The organism is Tropicimonas aquimaris (assembly GCF_042676185.1).
GTDB classification, from domain to species: Bacteria; Pseudomonadota; Alphaproteobacteria; order Rhodobacterales; family Rhodobacteraceae; genus Tropicimonas; species Tropicimonas aquimaris.
On the sequence record NZ_JBHTJT010000051.1, the window covers coordinates 121,906 to 139,082 of the forward strand.

The following is a 17,177-nucleotide window of genomic DNA, read 5'->3' on the forward strand; positions in this document are numbered from 1 at the left end:
CGTGGGGCGGGGCTCAGTGCAGGCCGAGCACCCGGATCGCCTCGTCGATGCCGGCCGCGCCGACGCCTTGGGCGACGTGGACATGGTCCAAATGCCCCACCTGGTCGAGCAGGCGGCGTTCGGAGCCGCCCACGGCGACCGCGGGAATGCCGAGCGCCAGCATCGAGGCATCGTTGAGCGTGTCGCCGGCGGCGAGCACGCGGCTTTCGACCAGCCCGAGATGGGCGATCAGCCGCTTGAGCGAGGGGCCCTTTGAGACCCCGGCGGGCAGCACGTCGAAGAAGCGGTCGTCGGAGGTCAGCACCTCCAGTCCGAGCCGTTTCACCAGCGCATGGGCGCTCGGCCGGACGCGTGCCGGATCCATGTCATAGCTGACCCGGTGGCGGAACTCGGTCGGCTGCAGGGTCAGGCCCGGCTCGTCGGCCAGCAGCTCGCGCACGCGGGCGCCGCTGCCGTTCCAGGCGCGGGTGATCTCGGCCTCGAGCGCAGGGATGGGAGAGATCTCTCCCTCCGGCGTGACCTCGGCGATCGTGGTGCCGACATCGCCGATCACGTAATCGGGCCAGGGCACATCGCCCGAGCCGCAGAGATCGCGGATGAACGCCGGGTCGCGTCCGGTGACGAAGATCAGCCCGACGGTGGCGCGGTTGTCCTCGATCCAGCGATAGAGTGTCCGGCGATCCCCCGGCGTGCCGCCGAGGAACGTGCCGTCCAGGTCGGTCGCAAGCACGAAGCGGCGGCCGGAGAGCGGGGCAGGGTAGGGGTTGGGAAAGACGAAGCCGGCGGTCTCGGCCGGCGTGGTGAAATCAGCGGTATGGGTCATCTCAGCTTTCAAAGTCTGCTTGGGGCGCAGTTGCGCCTCGGAATGGGTGGGATCAGGCGATGCGGCGGGCGAGGCCGGTAACGGCGTCGGCATCTGCCGGGTGATCGAGCAGGATCGCGAGGCTCCGCGGCTCGCCCTCGATCGGCGAGGCCCAGAGCCGGGCAAAGGCGGTGCCGAGGTCGGCGCCCTCGTGCAGGATCGCCCGCACGGTCTCGCAGATCGGCATCGGAACATTCACGCGATGGGCGAGGTCGGTGACGGAAAGCGCGTTGCCCTCGCCCTCGACCACCACCGGGCGGCCGTCGAAACACGCGTTCCGCGCCAGGCCCTGGCCGAGCTGCATCCCGAGCGACATGTTCCGCGAGGTCGGAGAAGAACAGCTCAGCGACAGGTCGCCGATCCCGGCAAGGCCCGTCACCGTCTCGCGACGGCCGCCGAGCGCCTCGGCCAGCGCCTTCATCTCGTCGAGTCCGCGGGTGATCAGCGCCGCGCGCGTGTTTTCGGCAAAGCCCGCGCCGGTCATCATCCCGCAGGCAATGGCGATCACGTTCTTCACCGCGCCGCCGATCTCCACGCCAACCGGATCGTCGGAGATATAGGCGCGGAAGCTCTCGGTGGAGACCGAGACGGCAAGCCGCGCGGCGGGAGAAGCCGCGGGGTTCAGCCGGTCGACGTGCGTGAAGGGAAAGGCCACGGTCGCGGCAGTCGGATGACCAAGCGCGGCCTCCCGGGCAAAGGTCGGACCGGAAAGAACGCCGTAGGGGCGAGCGCCCAGCTCCTCTTCCGCCACTTGCGTCATCATCAGCCCGCTCTCGGGCTCGACCCCCTTGGCGCAAAGCGCGACCGGCACATTTGTGCCGATATGCGGCGCCGCGGCGGCACAGACGCCCCGCACGGCACGCGACGGCACGACCAGCAGAACCGCGGTCGCACCGTCCAGAGCTTCGGCAATATCGGTGGTGGGTTCGATCCCGGGCGGCAGCGGCACGTCGGGCAGGTGCCGCAGGTTGCGCTGCCGGGTGGCGATGGGGGCGAGCGCCTCCGCGTCCCGGCCCCAGAGTGCGACGCGGCATCCGGCGCGACGGGCGAGGGCGGCCAGTGCCGTCCCCCAACTGCCAGCGCCCAGAACGGCGACTTTTTCATACGGTTTGGCGCGCATTGTCAGCTGCGCGGGCTGGGGTTTGTTTCGGGTCATACCTGTCGTGGTTTTGGGAAAGGGCGGGCGAGCGGGGAGGGGGAGTTTTGGCGCAATCCGGCGCGGCGTGCCCGGTCAGGCCGCCTCGCGTGAGTCGCCGGGATGACGCGTCAGACCGTCCCGGCCTTGGAGCGCGGACCGGCGAAAAGCCAGATCAGGAAGCCCACGAGGGGCAGGACGATCACGAGGACGATCCAGAGCACCTTTGCACCGGTGCCTGCGCGCGATCCGAAGATCGACACGATCGCCCAGATATCGAGGACGAGCAGGATCAGGCCGAAAAAGCCACTCAGTTCAAACATGGTGGGTCCCATCTATCAGAGTTCATCCGATTACGCACCATGCTAACGCTGCAGGTGCGAAAAGGTTCCAAAGAAATCCCCATCGCCGCATTTCGGCATGGTCACGCCCGAATCCCCAGTCCGGCCGGCCGTCCCGAAACGAGGGCCGCCCAGCAAGGCGTCGATCGCCGCTTTCCGGCGCCCAATTTCCAGGCGCAGAAGAATTTACCATGGGTGAGACAGATGCGGGCCTTGAGCGAAAAGGCCGGCCGACGCTGAGGTGGAGGGGCAGGGTACTTAGGGTTCCGCCCGGTTCGACGATGCCGGGGCCTGGTCCGAGAAGTGCCGCCGGGGTGGCAAATTCCGCCCCGGTACACGGCGGGCCAAAATCCCGGGAGAGTACTGCGTCGGTTCGCCCGCGCTCTATCTCCTTGTTCCGCCAGCGGACCGGCAAATCGAAACATCGGCGGAACGACAGGGAGCTGAAAGATGCTGAAGACCTCACTTCTGTCCGCCACGATCCTCGCCGCCGCACTTGGTGCCCCTGCCGCGATGGCCGAGGAGAAAACCGAGTTCAAGGTCGCCTGGTCGATCTATGTCGGCTGGATGCCCTGGGGGTATCTCGAGACCTCCGGCATCATGGACAAATGGGCCGAGAAATACGGCATCGACGTCGAGATCGTGCAGATCAACGATTACGTCGAGTCGATCAACCAATACACTGCCGGCGCCTTCGACGGCGTCTCGGCCACCAACATGGACACGCTCTCGATCCCCTCGGGCGGCGGCGTCGACACCACGGCGCTGATCGTGGGGGACTATTCCAACGGCAACGACGCGGTGATCCTGAAGGGCGAGGGTGACCTCGCCAGCCTCGCCGGCAAGCCGGTGAACCTCGTCGAACTCAGCGTGTCGCATTACCTGCTGGCCCGCGCGCTCGACAGCGTCGGCCTGTCGGAGCCCGACCTCGGTGGCGTGATCAACACCTCCGACGCCGACATGATCGCCGCCTTCGCCACCGATGACGTCGAGGCTGTCGTGACCTGGAACCCGCTGGTCTCCACGATCCTCGAACAGCCCGGCGCCAACAAGCTCTTCGACAGTGCCGACATCCCCGGCGAGATCATCGACCTGATGGTCGTCAACACCGAGACGCTGGCCGACAACCCGGCCTTCGGCAAGGCGATGGTCGGCGCCTGGTACGAGGTGATGGCGCTGATGCAATCGGGCGACGAGGAGGCGCTGACCGCGATGGCCGAAGCCTCCGGCACCGACCTCGCCGGCTACAAGGCGCAGCTCGACTCGACGAAGATGTTCTGGACCCCGGCCGAGGCCGTCGCCTTCACCGAAGGCCCGGAACTGCCCGACACCATGGTCAGCGTGGCCGAGTTCCTGTTCGACAAGGGGATCCTCGGCGAAGGCGCGCCCTCCGCCGACTTCGTGGGGGTCGCCTACCCGGACGGCTCCGTGACCGGCGACGCGAACAATGTGAAGTTCCGCTATGACACGACCTACATGAAAATGGCGGCCGAGGGCAGCCTGTAACCCCCCTCTCGCGGGGCCAGCGCCCTGCCGCCGTGGCGCGGCAGGGTGTGCCCGGAGCTTGCCATGCGCCTGATCAACCGAAAACCCGGCCCCGTTCTGGCCACCTTCCTCGCGCTCCTGCCCTTCGCGCTGGTGCTGGTGGCCTACATGATCGCCTCCGACATCCGACTGGCCGCGAACCCGGCCGACAAGCTGCTGCCCGCGCCCTCGACCATCTTCGAGACCGCCCAGCGCCTGTTCACCGAGCCCGACAAGCGCTCGGGGCGGATCCTGCTCTGGCACGACACCGCCATGAGCCTGCAACGGCTTGGCCTCGGGGTGGCGATCGCGGCCACCATCGGGCTCGGCGCGGGGCTGCTGATCGGGCTGTTTCCGCACATGCGGGCGGGGCTCGCGGGGTTCATCGCCGTGGTCTCCATGGTGCCGCCGCTGGCGCTGCTGCCGATCCTCTTCATCGTCTTCGGGCTGGGCGAGCTGTCAAAGGTCGTGCTGATCGTGATCGGCATCACGCCGTTCCTGATCCGTGACCTCAGCCAGCGGGTGATCGAGATCCCGCGGGAGCAGATCGTGAAGGCCGAGACGCTCGGCGCTTCCTCGGCCGTGATCGCGCTGCGGGTGGCGCTGCCCCAGGTGCTGCCCCGGCTGATCCAGGCGGTGCGGCTGTCGCTCGGCCCGGCTTGGCTGTTCCTGATCGCCGCCGAGGCCATCGCTTCCGACCTCGGGCTCGGCTACCGCATCTTCCTAGTCCGCCGCTACCTCGCGATGGACGTGATCCTGACCTATGTCATCTGGATCACCTTCCTCGCCTTCGTGATCGACTGGGCGCTGCGGAAGCTGTCGGTCCGGCTGTTCCCGTGGATGGAGGAGGGGCTGTGACTCCGACACGCTGTTTAGAAAGGGCGCACCGCTCGAACCTGAACGCCCGGCGGAACGCCGGGCAGCGCCCGACCCTCCACCAAGGAGGGCGCATCCTCACCGCTGCGCTCTGCTCCGATGGTCCGCAGGTCACCCTCGTATCGCGACGATCGAACCCCGCTTGCGCCCAGCCGGGGTCGGGCGCTGCCCGTGTCGATCATGCCGTGGGGAGGCCCTGCAAATGAGCTTCGTCTCCGTCCGCGATGTCTTCCAGTCCTACGGGCGCCGCCCGATCCTCGAACGCGTCAACGTCGAGGTCGACGAGGGCGAGTTCATCTCCATCGTCGGCGCTTCGGGCTGCGGCAAATCCACCTTCCTGCGGCTCCTGCTGGCACAGGAAACACCGACCCGCGGCACCATCTCCATCGACGGAAACCCGCATGCCGTGGAGCCCAACCCCGAGCGCGGCGTGGTGTTCCAGCGCTACTCCGTCTTCCCCCACATGACGATCCGGCAGAACATCATCGCCGGCGAAAGCCTCGGCCAGCCGCTTGGCCGCTTCTTCGGCAAGGCCCGGAAGGAGGCCCGGGAGCGCGCCGACACCGTGCTCGCCCGCATCGGGCTTGCGCATGTGGCGGACCAGTACCCGGCGACGCTCTCGGGCGGCATGCAGCAGCGCCTCGCCATCGGGCAGGCGCTCACCGCCAAGCCACGCATCCTGCTGCTGGACGAACCCTTCGGCGCGCTCGACCCCGGCACGCGGCTTCAGATGCACGACTTCCTGATGGAGTTGCGCGCCGAGACCAATATGACCGTCTTCATGGTCACCCACGACCTGACCGAGGGCTTCAAGCTCGGCGACCGGGTGCTCGTCTTCGACAAGCCGCGCTGGGACCCGACCGACCCAGAGGCCTTCGGCGCCACCATCACCTACGATTTCGATGCCCGCGACGGCGGCATTCCCTTCCAGAGACTGACGGAGGAAACCCATGTTCCCATCCCCGCGTGACCGTTCGCGGCCCCACCACCCGAGGCAGATGCGCCACGTCGATGCGCGCCATCACCACCCGGACCTGACCAAGTTGCTGGGCTGGAAGGCGATGCAGGCCGAGGCCGAGATCCCCGGCACCCGCTGGGACGAGGAACGCCGCTGGGCGCTGCGCATGGGCCTGACCGGGGCCGACAGCATCGAGGACAAGTCGATCCCGACCTTCGCGCGGGGCGAGCTGCCGCATTACGCCGGTATCAACACCTTCCTCAAGGCGCCCTATGCCGAGGACGTGCTGGAGGTGGCCAATTACGATGCCACCGTGCTCGGCATCCCCTTCGACGGCGGCACCACCTATCGCGCCGGCACCCGCTTCGGCCCGCAGGGCGTGCGCAAGATCTCCGCGCTCTACACGCCCTACAACTACGAGATCGGCGTCGACCTGCGCGAGCAGATGACGCTCTGCGACGCGGGCGACGTCTTCACCATCCCCGCCAATATCGAAAAAAGCTTCGACCAGATCTCCCGCGCCGTCTCCCACGTCTTTTCCAGCGGCTCGCTCCCGATCATGATCGGCGGCGACCATTCCATCGGCTTTCCCTGCGTGCGCGGCATCGCCGAATGCACGTCGAAAAAGATCGGCATCGTCCACTTCGACCGCCACGCCGACATCCAGGAAAAGGATCTCGACGAGCGGATGCACACCACGCCGTGGTTCCACTCCACCAACCTGCCCAACGTGCCCGCAAAGAACCTCGTGCAGGTCGGCATTGGCGGCTGGCAGGTCCCGCGCGAGGCGGTGAAGGTCGCCCGCGAGCGCGAGACCAACATCATCACCATGTCCGACATGGAAAAGATGGGCGTCGACAAGACCGCCGAGATGGCGCTGGAGATGGCCTGGGACGGGGTGGACATGGTCTACATGTCCTTCGACATTGACAGCATCGACTGCGGCTTCGTCCCCGGCACCGGCTGGCCCGAACCGGGCGGCTTCCTGCCGCGCGAGGCGCTGGCGCTGGCCTCCAAGGTCGCGGCCGAGGGGATCTGCGGCATGGAGCTGGTCGAGGTCGCGCCGCCCTACGACACGTCTGAGATCACCGCCCTCATGGGCACCCGCGTGATCGTGGACGTGCTGGGCGCGATGGTCTCCAACGGCACGCTCGGCAAGCACAAGGCGCATATCGACAAGCCGGTCTCGATCCCGCACGGCCAGTTCGAAGGCAAGAGGTGGTCCAATGCCACATGATCACCCGCACCATCATCACCACCACCACGACCACGTCCCCCATGGCGAGGGCCACAACCACGCCCACGGCGATCACCTGCATTCGCACATGCATGCCGAGGACGAGGCGGCGGACCTGCAGGTGCTCGCCACCCAGTTCATCGACGGGTTCGTGAACGCCGCCGACAAGTCCGCCTACCTGCGGCTCGCGGGTGTGCCCTTCGAAAAACCGGGGGTCGGCGGCGCAACGGCGCTGAAGCTGGTCGACGTGGAGCTGAAGACCGAATGGCAGGTGGGCACCGCTTCGCCTTCCTTCGGGTCGCGGGAACTGAGCTATCTTCCCTTTCCGGGCTCGATGGTGCAGGACCGTACCAACATGTCGCTCGTCTATGTCTCCATGGACGAGAAAGTGACGACCGATATCAGAGATTTCCTGGCCCTGAGAAAGACGGAGCTTTCACGATGAAGAAACTCGCCATCCTCCCCGCCCTGGTCGCCGCGCTGCCCGCGATGGCCCACGAAGGCGGGCCGATCGCCCATGCCCACCCGCACGGGACCGAGGCCATCGCCGCCACGGTGATCGCCGCCGCCCTGGCCGCCGGCGCTGTCTGGTGGATGCGCCGCTCCTGACCGGCCCCGGCCGCGGCCGGAATGAACGCGCTTTTCCGGCCGTCGCCCGCGTGGTGGCGGCCGGTTTCTTTTTGCCGTGCCGCCAGAGCGGGGCGGTTTCCGGCTTCCAAATCCACGGCGCCCCCGACAAGGTGGGGGCAACGCCCGCCCGCATTCGCATCCAGCCGGAGGCCCCAGCCGCCATGACCCTGCCCGCCGCCGCAGCGAGATCGTCCTGACATGGGGTCGCGCGCCTGGATCCTGACGTTGCTGCGCGATCTGCGGGCGAGCTACTGGTTCCTGCCGCTGGTCCTCGTGGCGCTCTCGCAGGTGCTGGCCTTCAGCCTGCTCTGGCTGGAGCGCACCCAGCCGGAACTGGCGCTCTCCCTCCTGCCCGCCGTCCTGCGGGACACCCAGCCCGCCGGCGCGCGGGGGCTGCTGTCGCTGATGGCCAGCTCGGTCATCGGCGTCACCGGGGTGATGTTCTCGCTGACCATGGTGGCGGTCTCCTTCGCCTCCGGCAATTTCGGGCCGCGGCTGGTCGGCAACTTCATGCGCGACCGCGGCAATCAATGGTCGCTCGGCATCCTGATCGCCACCTTCGCCTTCTGTCTCCAGTCTCTGCGCGCGGTGAAGGGGCCGGAGGCCGAGATCTTCGTGCCGCATCTGTCGGTCGGGGTGGCCTTCGGGCTGACAATGATCTCGGTTCTGGTGATGATCTACTTCATCCACCACGTGCCGGAGACGATCAACGTCGGCAACATCATCGCCGGGCTCGGCCGCCGGCTGGAAGCGGCGATCCGCAACGAGATCGCCGATCCGGCCGAGCCGGAGAACGTGCCCGACCCGCAAGGCGCGCCCCTGGCGCAGCCGAGCCTCGGCACCTCCGGCTACGTCCGGACGCTGGATCTCGACCGGCTCAGGACGCTGCGGGACGAGAACGGATGGATCATCCTGCTGCGGGCCCAACCCGGGGATTTCGTCACCGCCGCCGCGCCGGTGGTCGAGGTTCACCCCGGCGAGAGCAGCACCGCGCCCGACGAGGAGGCCTGCGACGCGATCCGCGCCTGCTTCGCCCTTGGCGACAGCTGCACCGAGGAGCAGAACCCGCTCTTCGTGGCCGACCAGCTCGTCGAAATCGCGGCCCGCGCCCTGTCGCCGGGGGTCAACGATCCCTTCACCGCCCACGATTGCCTTAACCGGATGTACGGCGCGCTCGACGCCGCGCTGACCCACGAGGGTGGGCTGACCGACGGCGTCTCCGGGCCGCTCGGCCGGCGCTGGCTGGACTTCCCGACGCTGCTGGACCGCAGTTTCGCCGCGGCGCTTCCCTACGTGGCGGACGACCCGATGACCCGGAAACATCTGAGCCAGCTCATCGCCCGCCTGCGCCCGCAAGCCCGCAACGACGACGAGCGGCGCGCGCTCGATGACCTGAGCGAAAGGCTGGAGCGCGCCGCCGGCTGACAGCGCGATCCGGAGTGCGCAAACGCCCGCAGGCGTGAATTGTTCCGGTGAAAAATCGATAAATTTCAGGAACCTGACGCCGCTCTGCGCGGTTCTTTCTCCAATCAGCGGCGCGACGCCGCAGCTCAGGAGAAGGAAACGCTCATGACACGGATGTTCCTCGGTACCGTCTTCGCCACCAGCATCGTTCTGCCGATGGTCGCGACCGCGCAGATGGAAACCGACGCCCCCAGACCGCAGCCCGGCGCCATGCACACGGAAATGCCCTCCGCCGTGAATGGCGAAGGCGTGCCCATGCACACCGAGTTCCTGGCCGCCCCCTCCGCCCAGTCGCTGGAAGCCTCCGACCTGATCGGCGCCCGCGTCTATGTCGCCGAGGAAGTGCCCGTCGATCAGCCCGTCGTCGACATCGTCGACAACTGGGACGACGTGGGCGAGGTCGGTGACATCCTGATCGCCCGCGACGGCCGCATCGAGGCCGCGCTGGTCGATGTCGGCGGTTTTCTCGGGATCGGTGAAAAGACCGTCGCCGTGGGCATGCCGGGCCTCGACATCGTGGCCGAGAAGGACGGCTCCGGCTGGTTCGTCGTCTTCGCCGGCGACCGCGCCTCGCTCGAGGGTGCGCCGGAATACGAGGCGGCCGAGCCGACCCGTGAGGCCATGGCCGACGACATGCCCGCCGAGGACACCGCCCGCGCCGAGCAGCCGCCCGAGCACCTGCCGCAGACCTGGCAGGAGGACGGCGTCTTCGTCGCCCCCGCGCCGGACATGGAAGCCCGGGGTTTCACCCTCGCGGACCGCGGCGCCCTGACTGCCGATCGCCTCACCGGTGCGCCGGTCTATGATGGCAACAACGAGCATGTCGGCGAACTCGGCGAGCTGGTCCTGGCCGAGGATGGCCAGATCGAGACCGGCGTGATCGACGTGGGCGGCTTCCTCGGCATCGGCGAGAAACCCGTCGCCGTGGATTACGAGAGCATGTCGATCGCCACGGACGATCTCGACCGCCTGACCGTCCATGTCGACCTCGGCCGCGAGCAGCTCGAACAGCTCCCCGAATTCGAAGGCTGATCGATCCGCGCCTAGCTGCACACCGGCCCCGCCGACCCCCTCCGGAATCCTTCCGGCGGGGGTCGCTGCATATTCCCGCCAACAGGTCCGCTGATGGCAGACCCCCCGCCACTGGAGACGCTCTTGAACATCCCCGCCCGCATCATCCGTTCCACCGCCCTTGTCCTCATCCTCACCGCCCTCGCCGCTCATGCGCAATCCGGCCCGCCCCCCGGTGGCGACGGCGCGCGGCTGAGCGCGGAGCAGGTCGCCGAGGATCCCTTCGTCGGCATCACCACCGACGGCACCGTCGTTCCCGACCTCTATCCGCTCACCGTGACCGGCCTCTCCACCGACGCCATGCGGGACGCCGCCTCCGCCTTCATCGCGTCGCTGACCGATGAGCAGCGCGACGCGGCGCTCTATGACGTCGATGCGCTGGAATGGCGCCTGTGGAGCAACGTCGACGATTACGACCGCGAGGGCGTCAGCCTCGACGAGATGACGGATGCGCAGAAGTCCGCGGCCTTCGCCATGCTGGACGCCGTCCTGAGCGACCAGGGCATGACCGAAGTGCGCGACGCCATGCAGCTCAACCGCACGCTCGGCGAACTGACCGGCGAGCTCGACCGGTTCAACGAGAACCTCTACTGGTTCACCATGATGGGCACCCCCGACGCGGAAACGCCCTGGGGCTTCCAGATCGACGGGCACCACATCGCGATCAACTTCCTCGTGGTCGGCGACCAGCTCTCGATCACGCCTGCCTTCCTCGGGGCCGAGCCGACCATCGCCCCCGAAGGTACCAGCGACGCCGGCCTGTCGATCCTGCAGACCAAGCAGGACCTCGGCCTCGCCTTTACCCAGTCGCTGGACGAGGCGCAGCTCGACCAGGCCGTGATCTCCCCGGACAAGGTGACCGACGACATGATCGCCGCGGCCTTCTCCGACAACGTGAAGATCCCCTATGCCGGCCTGAACGCCGCCGAGATGACCGGGGAGCAGCGCGAAGACTTGATGGGCGTAATCGCCGCCTATGCCAACGACATGGAGGAAGGCCACGCGGAGGTCTGGCTCGACCATATCGCGACCCATCTCGACGAGACTTGGTTCGCCTGGATCGGTGGAACGGAGGACGACGCGGTGTTCTACTACCGCATACAGAGCCCGGTGGTGCTGATCGAGTTCGACCACCAGACCCACAAGCCACTTGCGAATGTCGAGGGCTACCCGCGCGACGTGCCGGTGCGCACCCATGCGCATTCGATCGTCCGTACGCCGAACGGCAACGACTACGGCAAGGACTGGCTCGCCGAGCACCTTGCGACCCACCATTGATCTGCCTGATTGCGCGGCCCGCCACCGGGCCGCGCGTGCAGATCAATGGCCCGTGGGTGCTGCGTCCCTCGGGGCGCTGCACTGATCCATCCTTGCTTTCGGAAATGGCGAGGTGGGAGCGGCCCCTCAGCCGGGGCTTCCAAGCGCGCCCACAACCGCGCGCGCCTGATCTTCGCCGCTGCGCCGGCCCTCGGCGTGGGCCCGTGCCGCGGCCACCAGCGCGGCAAAGATCCGACGCTGCGCCCGGCGATAGAATAGGTGTTCCGGATGCCACTGGACGCCGATCGCCATCGGGTCGGTCACCCGCTCGATCGCCTGCACCATGCCGCCGCCATCGCGGGCAGAAACGCGCATGCCTTTTCCGAGCCGATCAACCGCCTGGCTGTGCAGCGCATTGACCTTCAGGCAGTTCTTGCGCGCGATCGCGGCGAGCCAGGTATCGGGGCGCAAGCGAACGGCCCGGCGCGGAAGGATGGTGCGGTAGCGGCGCGAGTCGGGATGCCGGGCAAAGGCATCGCCCATCAGCGTGCCGCCGGCGGCCACGTTCAGCATCTGGGCCCCGCGGCAGATCCCCAGAACCGGTATGCCGCGCGCCAGCGCCGCTTCGGCCAACCTGCGTTCCAGCCGGTCACGGGCCGGGTCCAGCCGCGCCTCGGCCACCAGCTCGCCGCCGTAGAGCACGGGGGAGATGTCGTCGCCGCCGCCGATGATCAACCCATCAACCTTGTCCAGATCGGCCGGCCGCCCGGTGCCCCAGCGCTCGCCCCGGCCCCCGGTGAGCCACAGGTTCAGCGCCACCAGCGGAAAGATCCGCCAGCCCGAGCGGGCGGAGGTGGTCACGGCGATGCGGGGGCGCGTCGCGCGTCCCATCACGCCCCCGCCGATGCCTCGGGCCCGCCCTCCGGCGCGAGGTCCGCCAGCGGACCCAGGATGCGCGTGACCGAAGCGAACCATTCGCCGCGGTCCGGAACCAGCGGCGCCTCGCGGGTCAGCCACCAGGCATGGCAGAGCTCCGTCAGCCGCCGGCTGTCCGCCGCCAGCCGCTCGATCAGCACCCAGCGGTTCCATTCATAGGCCAGCGACCAGCCCGGGCTGCCGATGCGGCAGTCGGGCAGGCGATAATGATAGGCAGGCCGGGCGGTGACGCTTCTGTCCTCCGGCATCCAGCGCGTGAAATCCTCCTGCGCCACGGAAGCCCAGGCGGGCAGCAGGTCGAGCCCGTAGTTCCGGCTGGAGATATGACGGTGCAACGCTTCCAGCAGGCTCTGCCGGTCGAGGTCGGGCCAGCACTCTGCCAGATCAGCCGTCAGAGCCTTGGGCCAAGGATCGACAAACGGCAACATCCGCCGCCCCGTGTCCAGCGGATCGCGATGCCTCAGCCAGCCTTCGAGCAGGCCATAGGCGAGTGCGATCCGCGCCATGTCCGCGCCTTCGTCGGGATCGACGAGCTCGATGTTCAGATGCAGGCCGTAGCAGCGCAGCAACCCCGCCTCGGTGCCCTCCGCGCCGGCCTCGTCGAGGCTCGCGATCAGAACCCCGACCTCGGGCAGGGCGGATTGCGGCAGCGGCTCGGTGACGATCTCCACCGGCACGACGGAACGTCCCAGTTCCACACCGGCGCGCGCGAGGGCGCTGTCCTCGCTGGGGCGCCACGCGGTGTCGAGGTAGATCTTCACGTCGCCGTGGCGTCCGCCGGACACCCACCAGTTCCCCGGGCCGAGCCGTTCGGTCCTGCCGCCCAGCACGTCGGCCACGCAGGCCGCGGCCGCCTCGGACGAAAGCCCGCCGAACTCGATCTCCACGCCGACCCGCCGCCGGCGGGCCGGACCAAGGGACCGGACCTTCGGAACCAGGCAGGAGATTTCGGGCAGGGCCTTAAAACCGCCGGTCGGCAGGGCCGCCTCGTGGGCATGTCGGGATGATATCGGGCGCGCATTGTTCGTCTGCATAGTCAGACAACGCGAGCGATGGCGGAAGGTTCCGGCATGGCCCTGCCTTGAATCCCATGATATCGCGACTGGCCGGATCGGGCTATGTTGACGCAGGGAACAAACCTGCGTGATCCGCGTTCCCGACCCGGAGGTTCCCAATGACAGAAAACATTGCCCCGCTCCGCGTTCCGCTCGTGCTGCTGGCATCCTTCGCGGTCGTCGCGGCGCTGAAGCTGGCGACGGGGCTCTTCGCTCCCATCGTCTTCGCCCTCGTGGTGGGCGTCGTGCTCGCCCCGATCACGGACAGGCTCGCCCGGCTCGGCCTGCCCGCCACCGTCTGCGCGCTCGGCGGATTGCTGATGGCGATCGTCCTTGCGCTGCTCTTCGTGCTGTTCCTGCAGCCCCATGTGATGGAACTGGTGCGCCGCTGGCCGATCCTCTGGGCCGAGGCACAGAGCGTCATCGCCGACGTGCAGCGGATCCTCAACGGGATCGAGGAGGTGGCTGACAACGTCGCCAAGGCGCTGGACGGCGACGGGGGTGGCGAGAAAGCCGACGGCGGGGGCGCCTCTGCTGCCGTCCCGGATGTCGCCACCGCGATCAGCTACGCCCCGGCGCTGGCTGGCCAGGCGCTGATCTTCATTGGCACGCTGTTCTTCTTCCTGCTGTCGCGCGGCGAGGTCTACGCCCTTCTGGCCAGTGTCGCGCCGCACCTCAGCGTGCGCAGGCTCTTCACTGCCGAACGGGTCGTGTCGCGCTACTTCCTGACCATCACGGCGATCAACGGCGCCCTCGGCCTCGCGGTGACCGCCGCACTCATGGTCATCGGCATGCCCAACCCGATCCTCTGGGGGGTCCTCGCTTTCGTGGTCAATTTCGTGCCCTACCTCGGCCCGGCGCTCTTCGCGACCACGCTGGCCATCGCCGGTATCCTCGTGTTCGACGGGGTCTACGGCATCGTGCCGGCGGCATGCTATCTCGCGCTGAACATGACCGAAGGCCAGTTCGTCACGCCGGCGCTGGTGGGGCGGAGCATGTCGATCAATCCGCTGCTCGTCTTCGTCACGCTCACCGCGTGGCTGTGGCTCTGGGGTCCGATCGGCGGCATCGTGGCGCTGCCTACCCTGCTCTGGGTGCTGTCGCTGACCGGATGGCGTGTCGGCTGGGGCCCGGAGGAGATGCCGCCGCTGGCCGCCCGCTCGCCGCACAAGACCGCCGCGTTGGCAGGCGACGAGTGATCCGACCGAAGGACGCCGCCGCACTCAGGCGGCGGCTCCTTCCGGCTCGAATGAAGCGGCCGTGAAGGTGACCCGCAGCGAATAGACCTCCTCTGCGTCCTCCACCTCGAGCTCGCCGCCCAGCTGGCGGGAGAACGCGGTGATCAGCTGGTTGCCGAGGCCCGTTCCCGCGATCTCCGGCTCCCCGGCAGCGTCCCCATCCGGGGCTTCCGGAGACTGCGAACTCTGGACATAGAGCTGCACGCGATCCTCGGACAGATCCTCCAGGCCAACCCGCAGCCAGGTGTCGCCCGTGGAATCCGGCCCAAGGTATTTCAGCGCGTTGGTCACGGCCTCCACCACCAGCAGCGCCGCCGGCACCGCCTGGTCGGGATAGAGCACGACGGGATCGAGCCGCAGCTCCACCCGCGGACGGCTCTTGCCCGGCTGGGCCAGATCGGTAAGCGGCGCCACCACGTCGCGCAGCAGCTCGTCGGCGCGCACCTGGCCCAGGTTCTCCGCCTGGTACAGCCGGCGGTGCACGGTCGCCATGCTGCTCACCCGCCGGTTCACGCTCTCCAGCGCGGCGCGGGTCGGCTTGCTGGAGGTGCGCCGTGCCTGCATGTTCACTATGGAGGAGATGAGTTGCAGGTTGTTCTTCACGCGGTGGTGGACCTCCTTCAGCAGCACGTCCTTGTCGTGCATCGTGTCCAGAAGCTCCGCCTCGTCGCGGATCAGGCGGGCCGCCATCAGCACGAACTCTTCCTCGATTGCCTGAAGCTCGTTGGGCAGTCGCCCCTCGGGCAGCGCCGCCGGCAGGGCCCGGTTGCGACCGAACCGACGCATCTGGTCTGCGATCACCCGGACGTGGCGCACCAGCAGCCATTCGACGGCCATGATCACCAGCACCAGGCTCGCGGCCCACATGACGATGGGAAAGAGCGCTGGCGACCAGAGGAACCGCATGGCGGTATCGGACCGGATCCCATGCTCCGGTCGCCAGGCGCCCACCGCATAGACGGTGCCCTCCACGATCGGCACGACCGAATACACCCGGTCCTGCCCCAGCCCGTTCCGCGCCGAGAAGCGGCTCGCGCCGCCGAGGAGGTCCTCTGCCGTCCGGTCGGCGGGCAGGCGGTCGGCAGCCGTCTCGACGGAGCCGGAGGCCGTCAGCACCTCGCCCGCGTTGTTGATCGTGAACAGGTCCATCTCCCGACCGCCGATAATCTCGGCATAGGGGGATTCGAGGTCGTTGTGCGGGATCGAAATCGCGACGAAGCCTTCGTAAGTGCCGTCGTCGGCATGGACCGGCAGGCTCACCACCAGCACCGCCTCGCCCGAAAGCCGGCCCACCTGGTCGAGCGTCACGGCGCGCTCGCGGATCTCGACGACCTCCTTGAAAGTGCCGAAATCGGAGATGTCCGCAACCTCTCCGACCGACGAACAGCTCACGATACCGGAGCGCGGCACGAAGCCGGCAAAGCTGAACCGGCCGCGGGCCTCTTCGAGAAAGGCCGAGAACACGCGTTCGCAGCGCTCCGGATCGTCGCCAAGTTCGGGCAGGGAGGCGGCAAGACCGTTGGCCGCGCCGAAGGCGGCCTCGATCCTCTCGCGCTCCTGCGACGCGACCTGCGCGGTGAACGAAATCAGAGTGAGCGCGTTCACCTCGCCCAACTCCCGTTCCAGCCGCCAGGTCTGCGAGACGGCGATCATGCCCAAAGGCAGGAGCGCCACCGACAGGAGGATGGCCAGACGGACCGACAGGCTCCGCCAGAACGGCTTGTCTCCCCGGCCCGTCAGGCGGGACCGAAACGCCCCGATCACCCGATCATTCCGCCATTGGCCGCCACCACGGCCCGTGTCGCGTTGTCGGTCAGCTCCATCGGCTCGTTCTCGGAAATCTGCATTGCCGCGGCGAGCGCCTCGCGGCCACGGTTCAGCCGGCTCTTCACCGTGCCCACCTTGACGCCGCACATCTCCGCCGCTTCCTCGTAGGAATACTGCAGCGCGCCCACCAGTGTCAGAACCTCGCGCTGTTCCGGCGGCAGGGTGTCGAAGGCCTTGAGGAAATCGGCATATTGCAGGCGGCCGTCATGGGCGGGTTTCTCGGCCAGCTTGCTGGTCAGCACGCCGTCCACATCCTCGGACTCGCGAGCTGCCTTGCGGCGGGAGGAATAGAAGGTGTTGCGCAGGATCGTGAACAGCCAGGCCCGCATGTTGGAGCCTTCCTCGAAGCTCTCCATGTTGGACCAGGCCTTCAGGACGGTGTCCTGCACCAGGTCGTCGGCAGCGGCGGAATTCCGGGTGAGGCTCATTGCGAATGCGCGCAGAACCTTCATGTGGCCGACCAGTTCGGCCTTCGCGTCCTGACGATTCAAGATGTGGCTCCATCCTTGTCGGCGGGTGTGCCGCCAGACCCGCGTGTTGCCGCAGGTTGCGGAATCTCCACTTCGTCCAACCGGCTAAGTAGAGTCAGCAGGGTATCCGGCAAGTCCGCCCGTGCATCTTCCTCGAAGATGCGTCGCAGGTTGTCGTCGATCTGTGTCTGCAGGTTCTTGTCTACGGGACTCATTGCCGGGCCTTACCTCTGCGCCATTTTTTTTACCGTGAATCATCCAGATTTCTCGGAACAAACGCACGACCCCGGCGTTTG

General features: G+C 67.8%; 18 protein-coding genes and 1 riboswitch. Of the genes, 10 read left to right on the forward strand and 8 right to left on the reverse strand.

Annotation, left to right across the window (positions count from 1 at the left end):
* Positions 1-13: 13 nt before the first annotated feature.
* From ACFQ2S_RS21685 to ACFQ2S_RS21695, 3 genes are all read right to left on the reverse strand, one after another.
* Positions 14-823: an HAD family hydrolase gene (locus tag ACFQ2S_RS21685; protein ID WP_386077933.1), complete on the reverse strand. Its 810-nt coding sequence runs from the start codon at positions 821-823 to the stop codon at positions 14-16.
* A gap of 52 nt (positions 824-875) precedes the next feature.
* A complete protein-coding gene (locus ACFQ2S_RS21690; protein ID WP_386077936.1) occupies positions 876-1,982 on the reverse strand; it encodes an NAD(P)H-dependent glycerol-3-phosphate dehydrogenase in 1,107 nt (368 codons plus the stop codon).
* 146 nt (positions 1,983-2,128) lie between these two features.
* On the reverse strand, positions 2,129-2,320 hold the full coding sequence (locus ACFQ2S_RS21695; protein WP_386077939.1) for a PLD nuclease N-terminal domain-containing protein: 192 nt from the start codon (positions 2,318-2,320) through the stop codon (positions 2,129-2,131).
* A gap of 265 nt (positions 2,321-2,585) precedes the next feature.
* Positions 2,586-2,699, forward strand: a riboswitch (guanidine-I (ykkC/yxkD leader).
* An 89-nt stretch (positions 2,700-2,788) separates the two neighbouring features.
* On the opposite strand from ACFQ2S_RS21695, the gene ACFQ2S_RS21700 reads away from it, so the two are divergent.
* The 9 genes from ACFQ2S_RS21700 to ACFQ2S_RS21740 all read left to right on the forward strand — a co-directional run bounded on the left by ACFQ2S_RS21700 (position 2,789) and on the right by ACFQ2S_RS21740 (position 11,376).
* Positions 2,789-3,844, forward strand: a complete 1,056-nt coding sequence (locus ACFQ2S_RS21700) for a putative urea ABC transporter substrate-binding protein (protein WP_386077941.1) — start codon at positions 2,789-2,791, stop codon at positions 3,842-3,844.
* Positions 3,845-3,907: 63 nt separating this feature from the next.
* The gene (locus ACFQ2S_RS21705) at positions 3,908-4,720 is read left to right on the forward strand and encodes an ABC transporter permease (RefSeq protein ID WP_386077944.1); all 813 of its coding nucleotides are present in this window, start codon (positions 3,908-3,910) and stop codon (positions 4,718-4,720) included.
* A 220-nt stretch (positions 4,721-4,940) separates the two neighbouring features.
* Positions 4,941-5,708, forward strand: a complete 768-nt coding sequence (locus tag ACFQ2S_RS21710) for an ABC transporter ATP-binding protein (RefSeq protein WP_386077947.1) — start codon at positions 4,941-4,943, stop codon at positions 5,706-5,708.
* Positions 5,689-6,933, forward strand: coding sequence for an agmatinase family protein (locus tag ACFQ2S_RS21715; protein ID WP_217898338.1), 1,245 nt, complete (start codon positions 5,689-5,691; stop codon positions 6,931-6,933). The genes ACFQ2S_RS21710 and ACFQ2S_RS21715 overlap by 20 nt, the downstream gene beginning before the upstream one ends.
* Positions 6,923-7,378, forward strand: a complete 456-nt coding sequence (locus ACFQ2S_RS21720) for a hypothetical protein (protein WP_386077950.1) — start codon at positions 6,923-6,925, stop codon at positions 7,376-7,378. The genes ACFQ2S_RS21715 and ACFQ2S_RS21720 overlap by 11 nt, the downstream gene beginning before the upstream one ends.
* A complete protein-coding gene (locus tag ACFQ2S_RS21725) occupies positions 7,375-7,542 on the forward strand; it encodes a hypothetical protein (RefSeq protein WP_386077952.1) in 168 nt (55 codons plus the stop codon). The genes ACFQ2S_RS21720 and ACFQ2S_RS21725 overlap by 4 nt, the downstream gene beginning before the upstream one ends.
* Positions 7,543-7,761: 219 nt before the next feature.
* Complete coding sequence (locus tag ACFQ2S_RS21730; RefSeq protein ID WP_386077954.1) at positions 7,762-8,988, forward strand: DUF2254 domain-containing protein; 1,227 nt, start codon at positions 7,762-7,764, stop codon at positions 8,986-8,988.
* A gap of 144 nt (positions 8,989-9,132) precedes the next feature.
* Positions 9,133-10,059 (forward strand): PRC-barrel domain-containing protein, encoded by a 927-nt coding sequence (locus ACFQ2S_RS21735; protein WP_386077956.1) that lies wholly within the window; start codon positions 9,133-9,135, stop codon positions 10,057-10,059.
* A gap of 93 nt (positions 10,060-10,152) precedes the next feature.
* Positions 10,153-11,376 (forward strand): DUF3500 domain-containing protein, encoded by a 1,224-nt coding sequence (locus ACFQ2S_RS21740; protein ID WP_386077959.1) that lies wholly within the window; start codon positions 10,153-10,155, stop codon positions 11,374-11,376.
* Positions 11,377-11,502: 126 nt separating this feature from the next.
* Here ACFQ2S_RS21740 and ACFQ2S_RS21745 read toward each other — a convergent pair whose 3' ends face one another.
* A complete protein-coding gene (locus ACFQ2S_RS21745; RefSeq protein ID WP_386077961.1) occupies positions 11,503-12,246 on the reverse strand; it encodes a gamma-glutamyl-gamma-aminobutyrate hydrolase family protein in 744 nt (247 codons plus the stop codon).
* A complete protein-coding gene (locus tag ACFQ2S_RS21750; RefSeq protein ID WP_386077964.1) occupies positions 12,246-13,514 on the reverse strand; it encodes an amidoligase family protein in 1,269 nt (422 codons plus the stop codon). Before ACFQ2S_RS21750 ends, ACFQ2S_RS21745 begins: the two co-directional genes overlap by 1 nt.
* Between ACFQ2S_RS21750 and ACFQ2S_RS21755 the strand changes: the two genes are divergently transcribed.
* On the forward strand, positions 13,466-14,545 hold the full coding sequence (locus ACFQ2S_RS21755) for an AI-2E family transporter (protein ID WP_386077967.1): 1,080 nt from the start codon (positions 13,466-13,468) through the stop codon (positions 14,543-14,545). The two genes, ACFQ2S_RS21750 and ACFQ2S_RS21755, sit on opposite strands and share 49 nt — an antisense overlap.
* 24 nt (positions 14,546-14,569) lie before the next feature.
* Here the strand turns inward: ACFQ2S_RS21755 and ACFQ2S_RS21760 are convergent, their stop codons facing one another.
* Genes ACFQ2S_RS21760 through ACFQ2S_RS21770 form a run of 3 tightly spaced genes read right to left on the reverse strand, consistent with a single transcriptional unit; the run spans position 14,570 to position 17,096 of the window.
* A complete protein-coding gene (locus ACFQ2S_RS21760) occupies positions 14,570-16,348 on the reverse strand; it encodes a sensor histidine kinase (RefSeq protein ID WP_386077970.1) in 1,779 nt (592 codons plus the stop codon).
* Positions 16,345-16,902, reverse strand: coding sequence for an RNA polymerase sigma factor (locus ACFQ2S_RS21765; RefSeq protein WP_386077972.1), 558 nt, complete (start codon positions 16,900-16,902; stop codon positions 16,345-16,347). The genes ACFQ2S_RS21760 and ACFQ2S_RS21765 overlap by 4 nt, the downstream gene beginning before the upstream one ends.
* Positions 16,899-17,096, reverse strand: a complete 198-nt coding sequence (locus tag ACFQ2S_RS21770; RefSeq protein ID WP_386077974.1) for a NepR family anti-sigma factor — start codon at positions 17,094-17,096, stop codon at positions 16,899-16,901. The genes ACFQ2S_RS21765 and ACFQ2S_RS21770 overlap by 4 nt, the downstream gene beginning before the upstream one ends.
* Positions 17,097-17,177: the final 81 nt, after the last annotated feature.

What these genes read in the sequence shown, in the direction of transcription:
- ACFQ2S_RS21685 (WP_386077933.1), bottom strand. Translation starts at nt 823, where the DNA reads ATGACCCATACCGCTGATTTCACCACGCCGGCCGAGACCGCCGGCTTC.
- ACFQ2S_RS21690 (WP_386077936.1), bottom strand. Translation starts at nt 1,982, where the DNA reads ATGCGCGCCAAACCGTATGAAAAAGTCGCCGTTCTGGGCGCTGGCAGT.
- ACFQ2S_RS21695 (WP_386077939.1), bottom strand. Translation starts at nt 2,320, where the DNA reads ATGTTTGAACTGAGTGGCTTTTTCGGCCTGATCCTGCTCGTCCTCGAT.
- ACFQ2S_RS21700 (WP_386077941.1), top strand. Translation starts at nt 2,789, where the DNA reads ATGCTGAAGACCTCACTTCTGTCCGCCACGATCCTCGCCGCCGCACTT.
- ACFQ2S_RS21705 (WP_386077944.1), top strand. Translation starts at nt 3,908, where the DNA reads ATGCGCCTGATCAACCGAAAACCCGGCCCCGTTCTGGCCACCTTCCTC.
- ACFQ2S_RS21710 (WP_386077947.1), top strand. Translation starts at nt 4,941, where the DNA reads ATGAGCTTCGTCTCCGTCCGCGATGTCTTCCAGTCCTACGGGCGCCGC.
- ACFQ2S_RS21715 (WP_217898338.1), top strand. Translation starts at nt 5,689, where the DNA reads ATGTTCCCATCCCCGCGTGACCGTTCGCGGCCCCACCACCCGAGGCAG.
- ACFQ2S_RS21720 (WP_386077950.1), top strand. Translation starts at nt 6,923, where the DNA reads ATGCCACATGATCACCCGCACCATCATCACCACCACCACGACCACGTC.
- ACFQ2S_RS21725 (WP_386077952.1), top strand. Translation starts at nt 7,375, where the DNA reads ATGAAGAAACTCGCCATCCTCCCCGCCCTGGTCGCCGCGCTGCCCGCG.
- ACFQ2S_RS21730 (WP_386077954.1), top strand. Translation starts at nt 7,762, where the DNA reads ATGGGGTCGCGCGCCTGGATCCTGACGTTGCTGCGCGATCTGCGGGCG.
- ACFQ2S_RS21735 (WP_386077956.1), top strand. Translation starts at nt 9,133, where the DNA reads ATGACACGGATGTTCCTCGGTACCGTCTTCGCCACCAGCATCGTTCTG.
- ACFQ2S_RS21740 (WP_386077959.1), top strand. Translation starts at nt 10,153, where the DNA reads ATGGCAGACCCCCCGCCACTGGAGACGCTCTTGAACATCCCCGCCCGC.
- ACFQ2S_RS21745 (WP_386077961.1), bottom strand. Translation starts at nt 12,246, where the DNA reads ATGGGACGCGCGACGCGCCCCCGCATCGCCGTGACCACCTCCGCCCGC.
- ACFQ2S_RS21755 (WP_386077967.1), top strand. Translation starts at nt 13,466, where the DNA reads ATGACAGAAAACATTGCCCCGCTCCGCGTTCCGCTCGTGCTGCTGGCA.
- ACFQ2S_RS21750 (WP_386077964.1), bottom strand. Translation starts at nt 13,514, where the DNA reads ATGCCAGCAGCACGAGCGGAACGCGGAGCGGGGCAATGTTTTCTGTCA.
- ACFQ2S_RS21770 (WP_386077974.1), bottom strand. Translation starts at nt 17,096, where the DNA reads ATGAGTCCCGTAGACAAGAACCTGCAGACACAGATCGACGACAACCTG.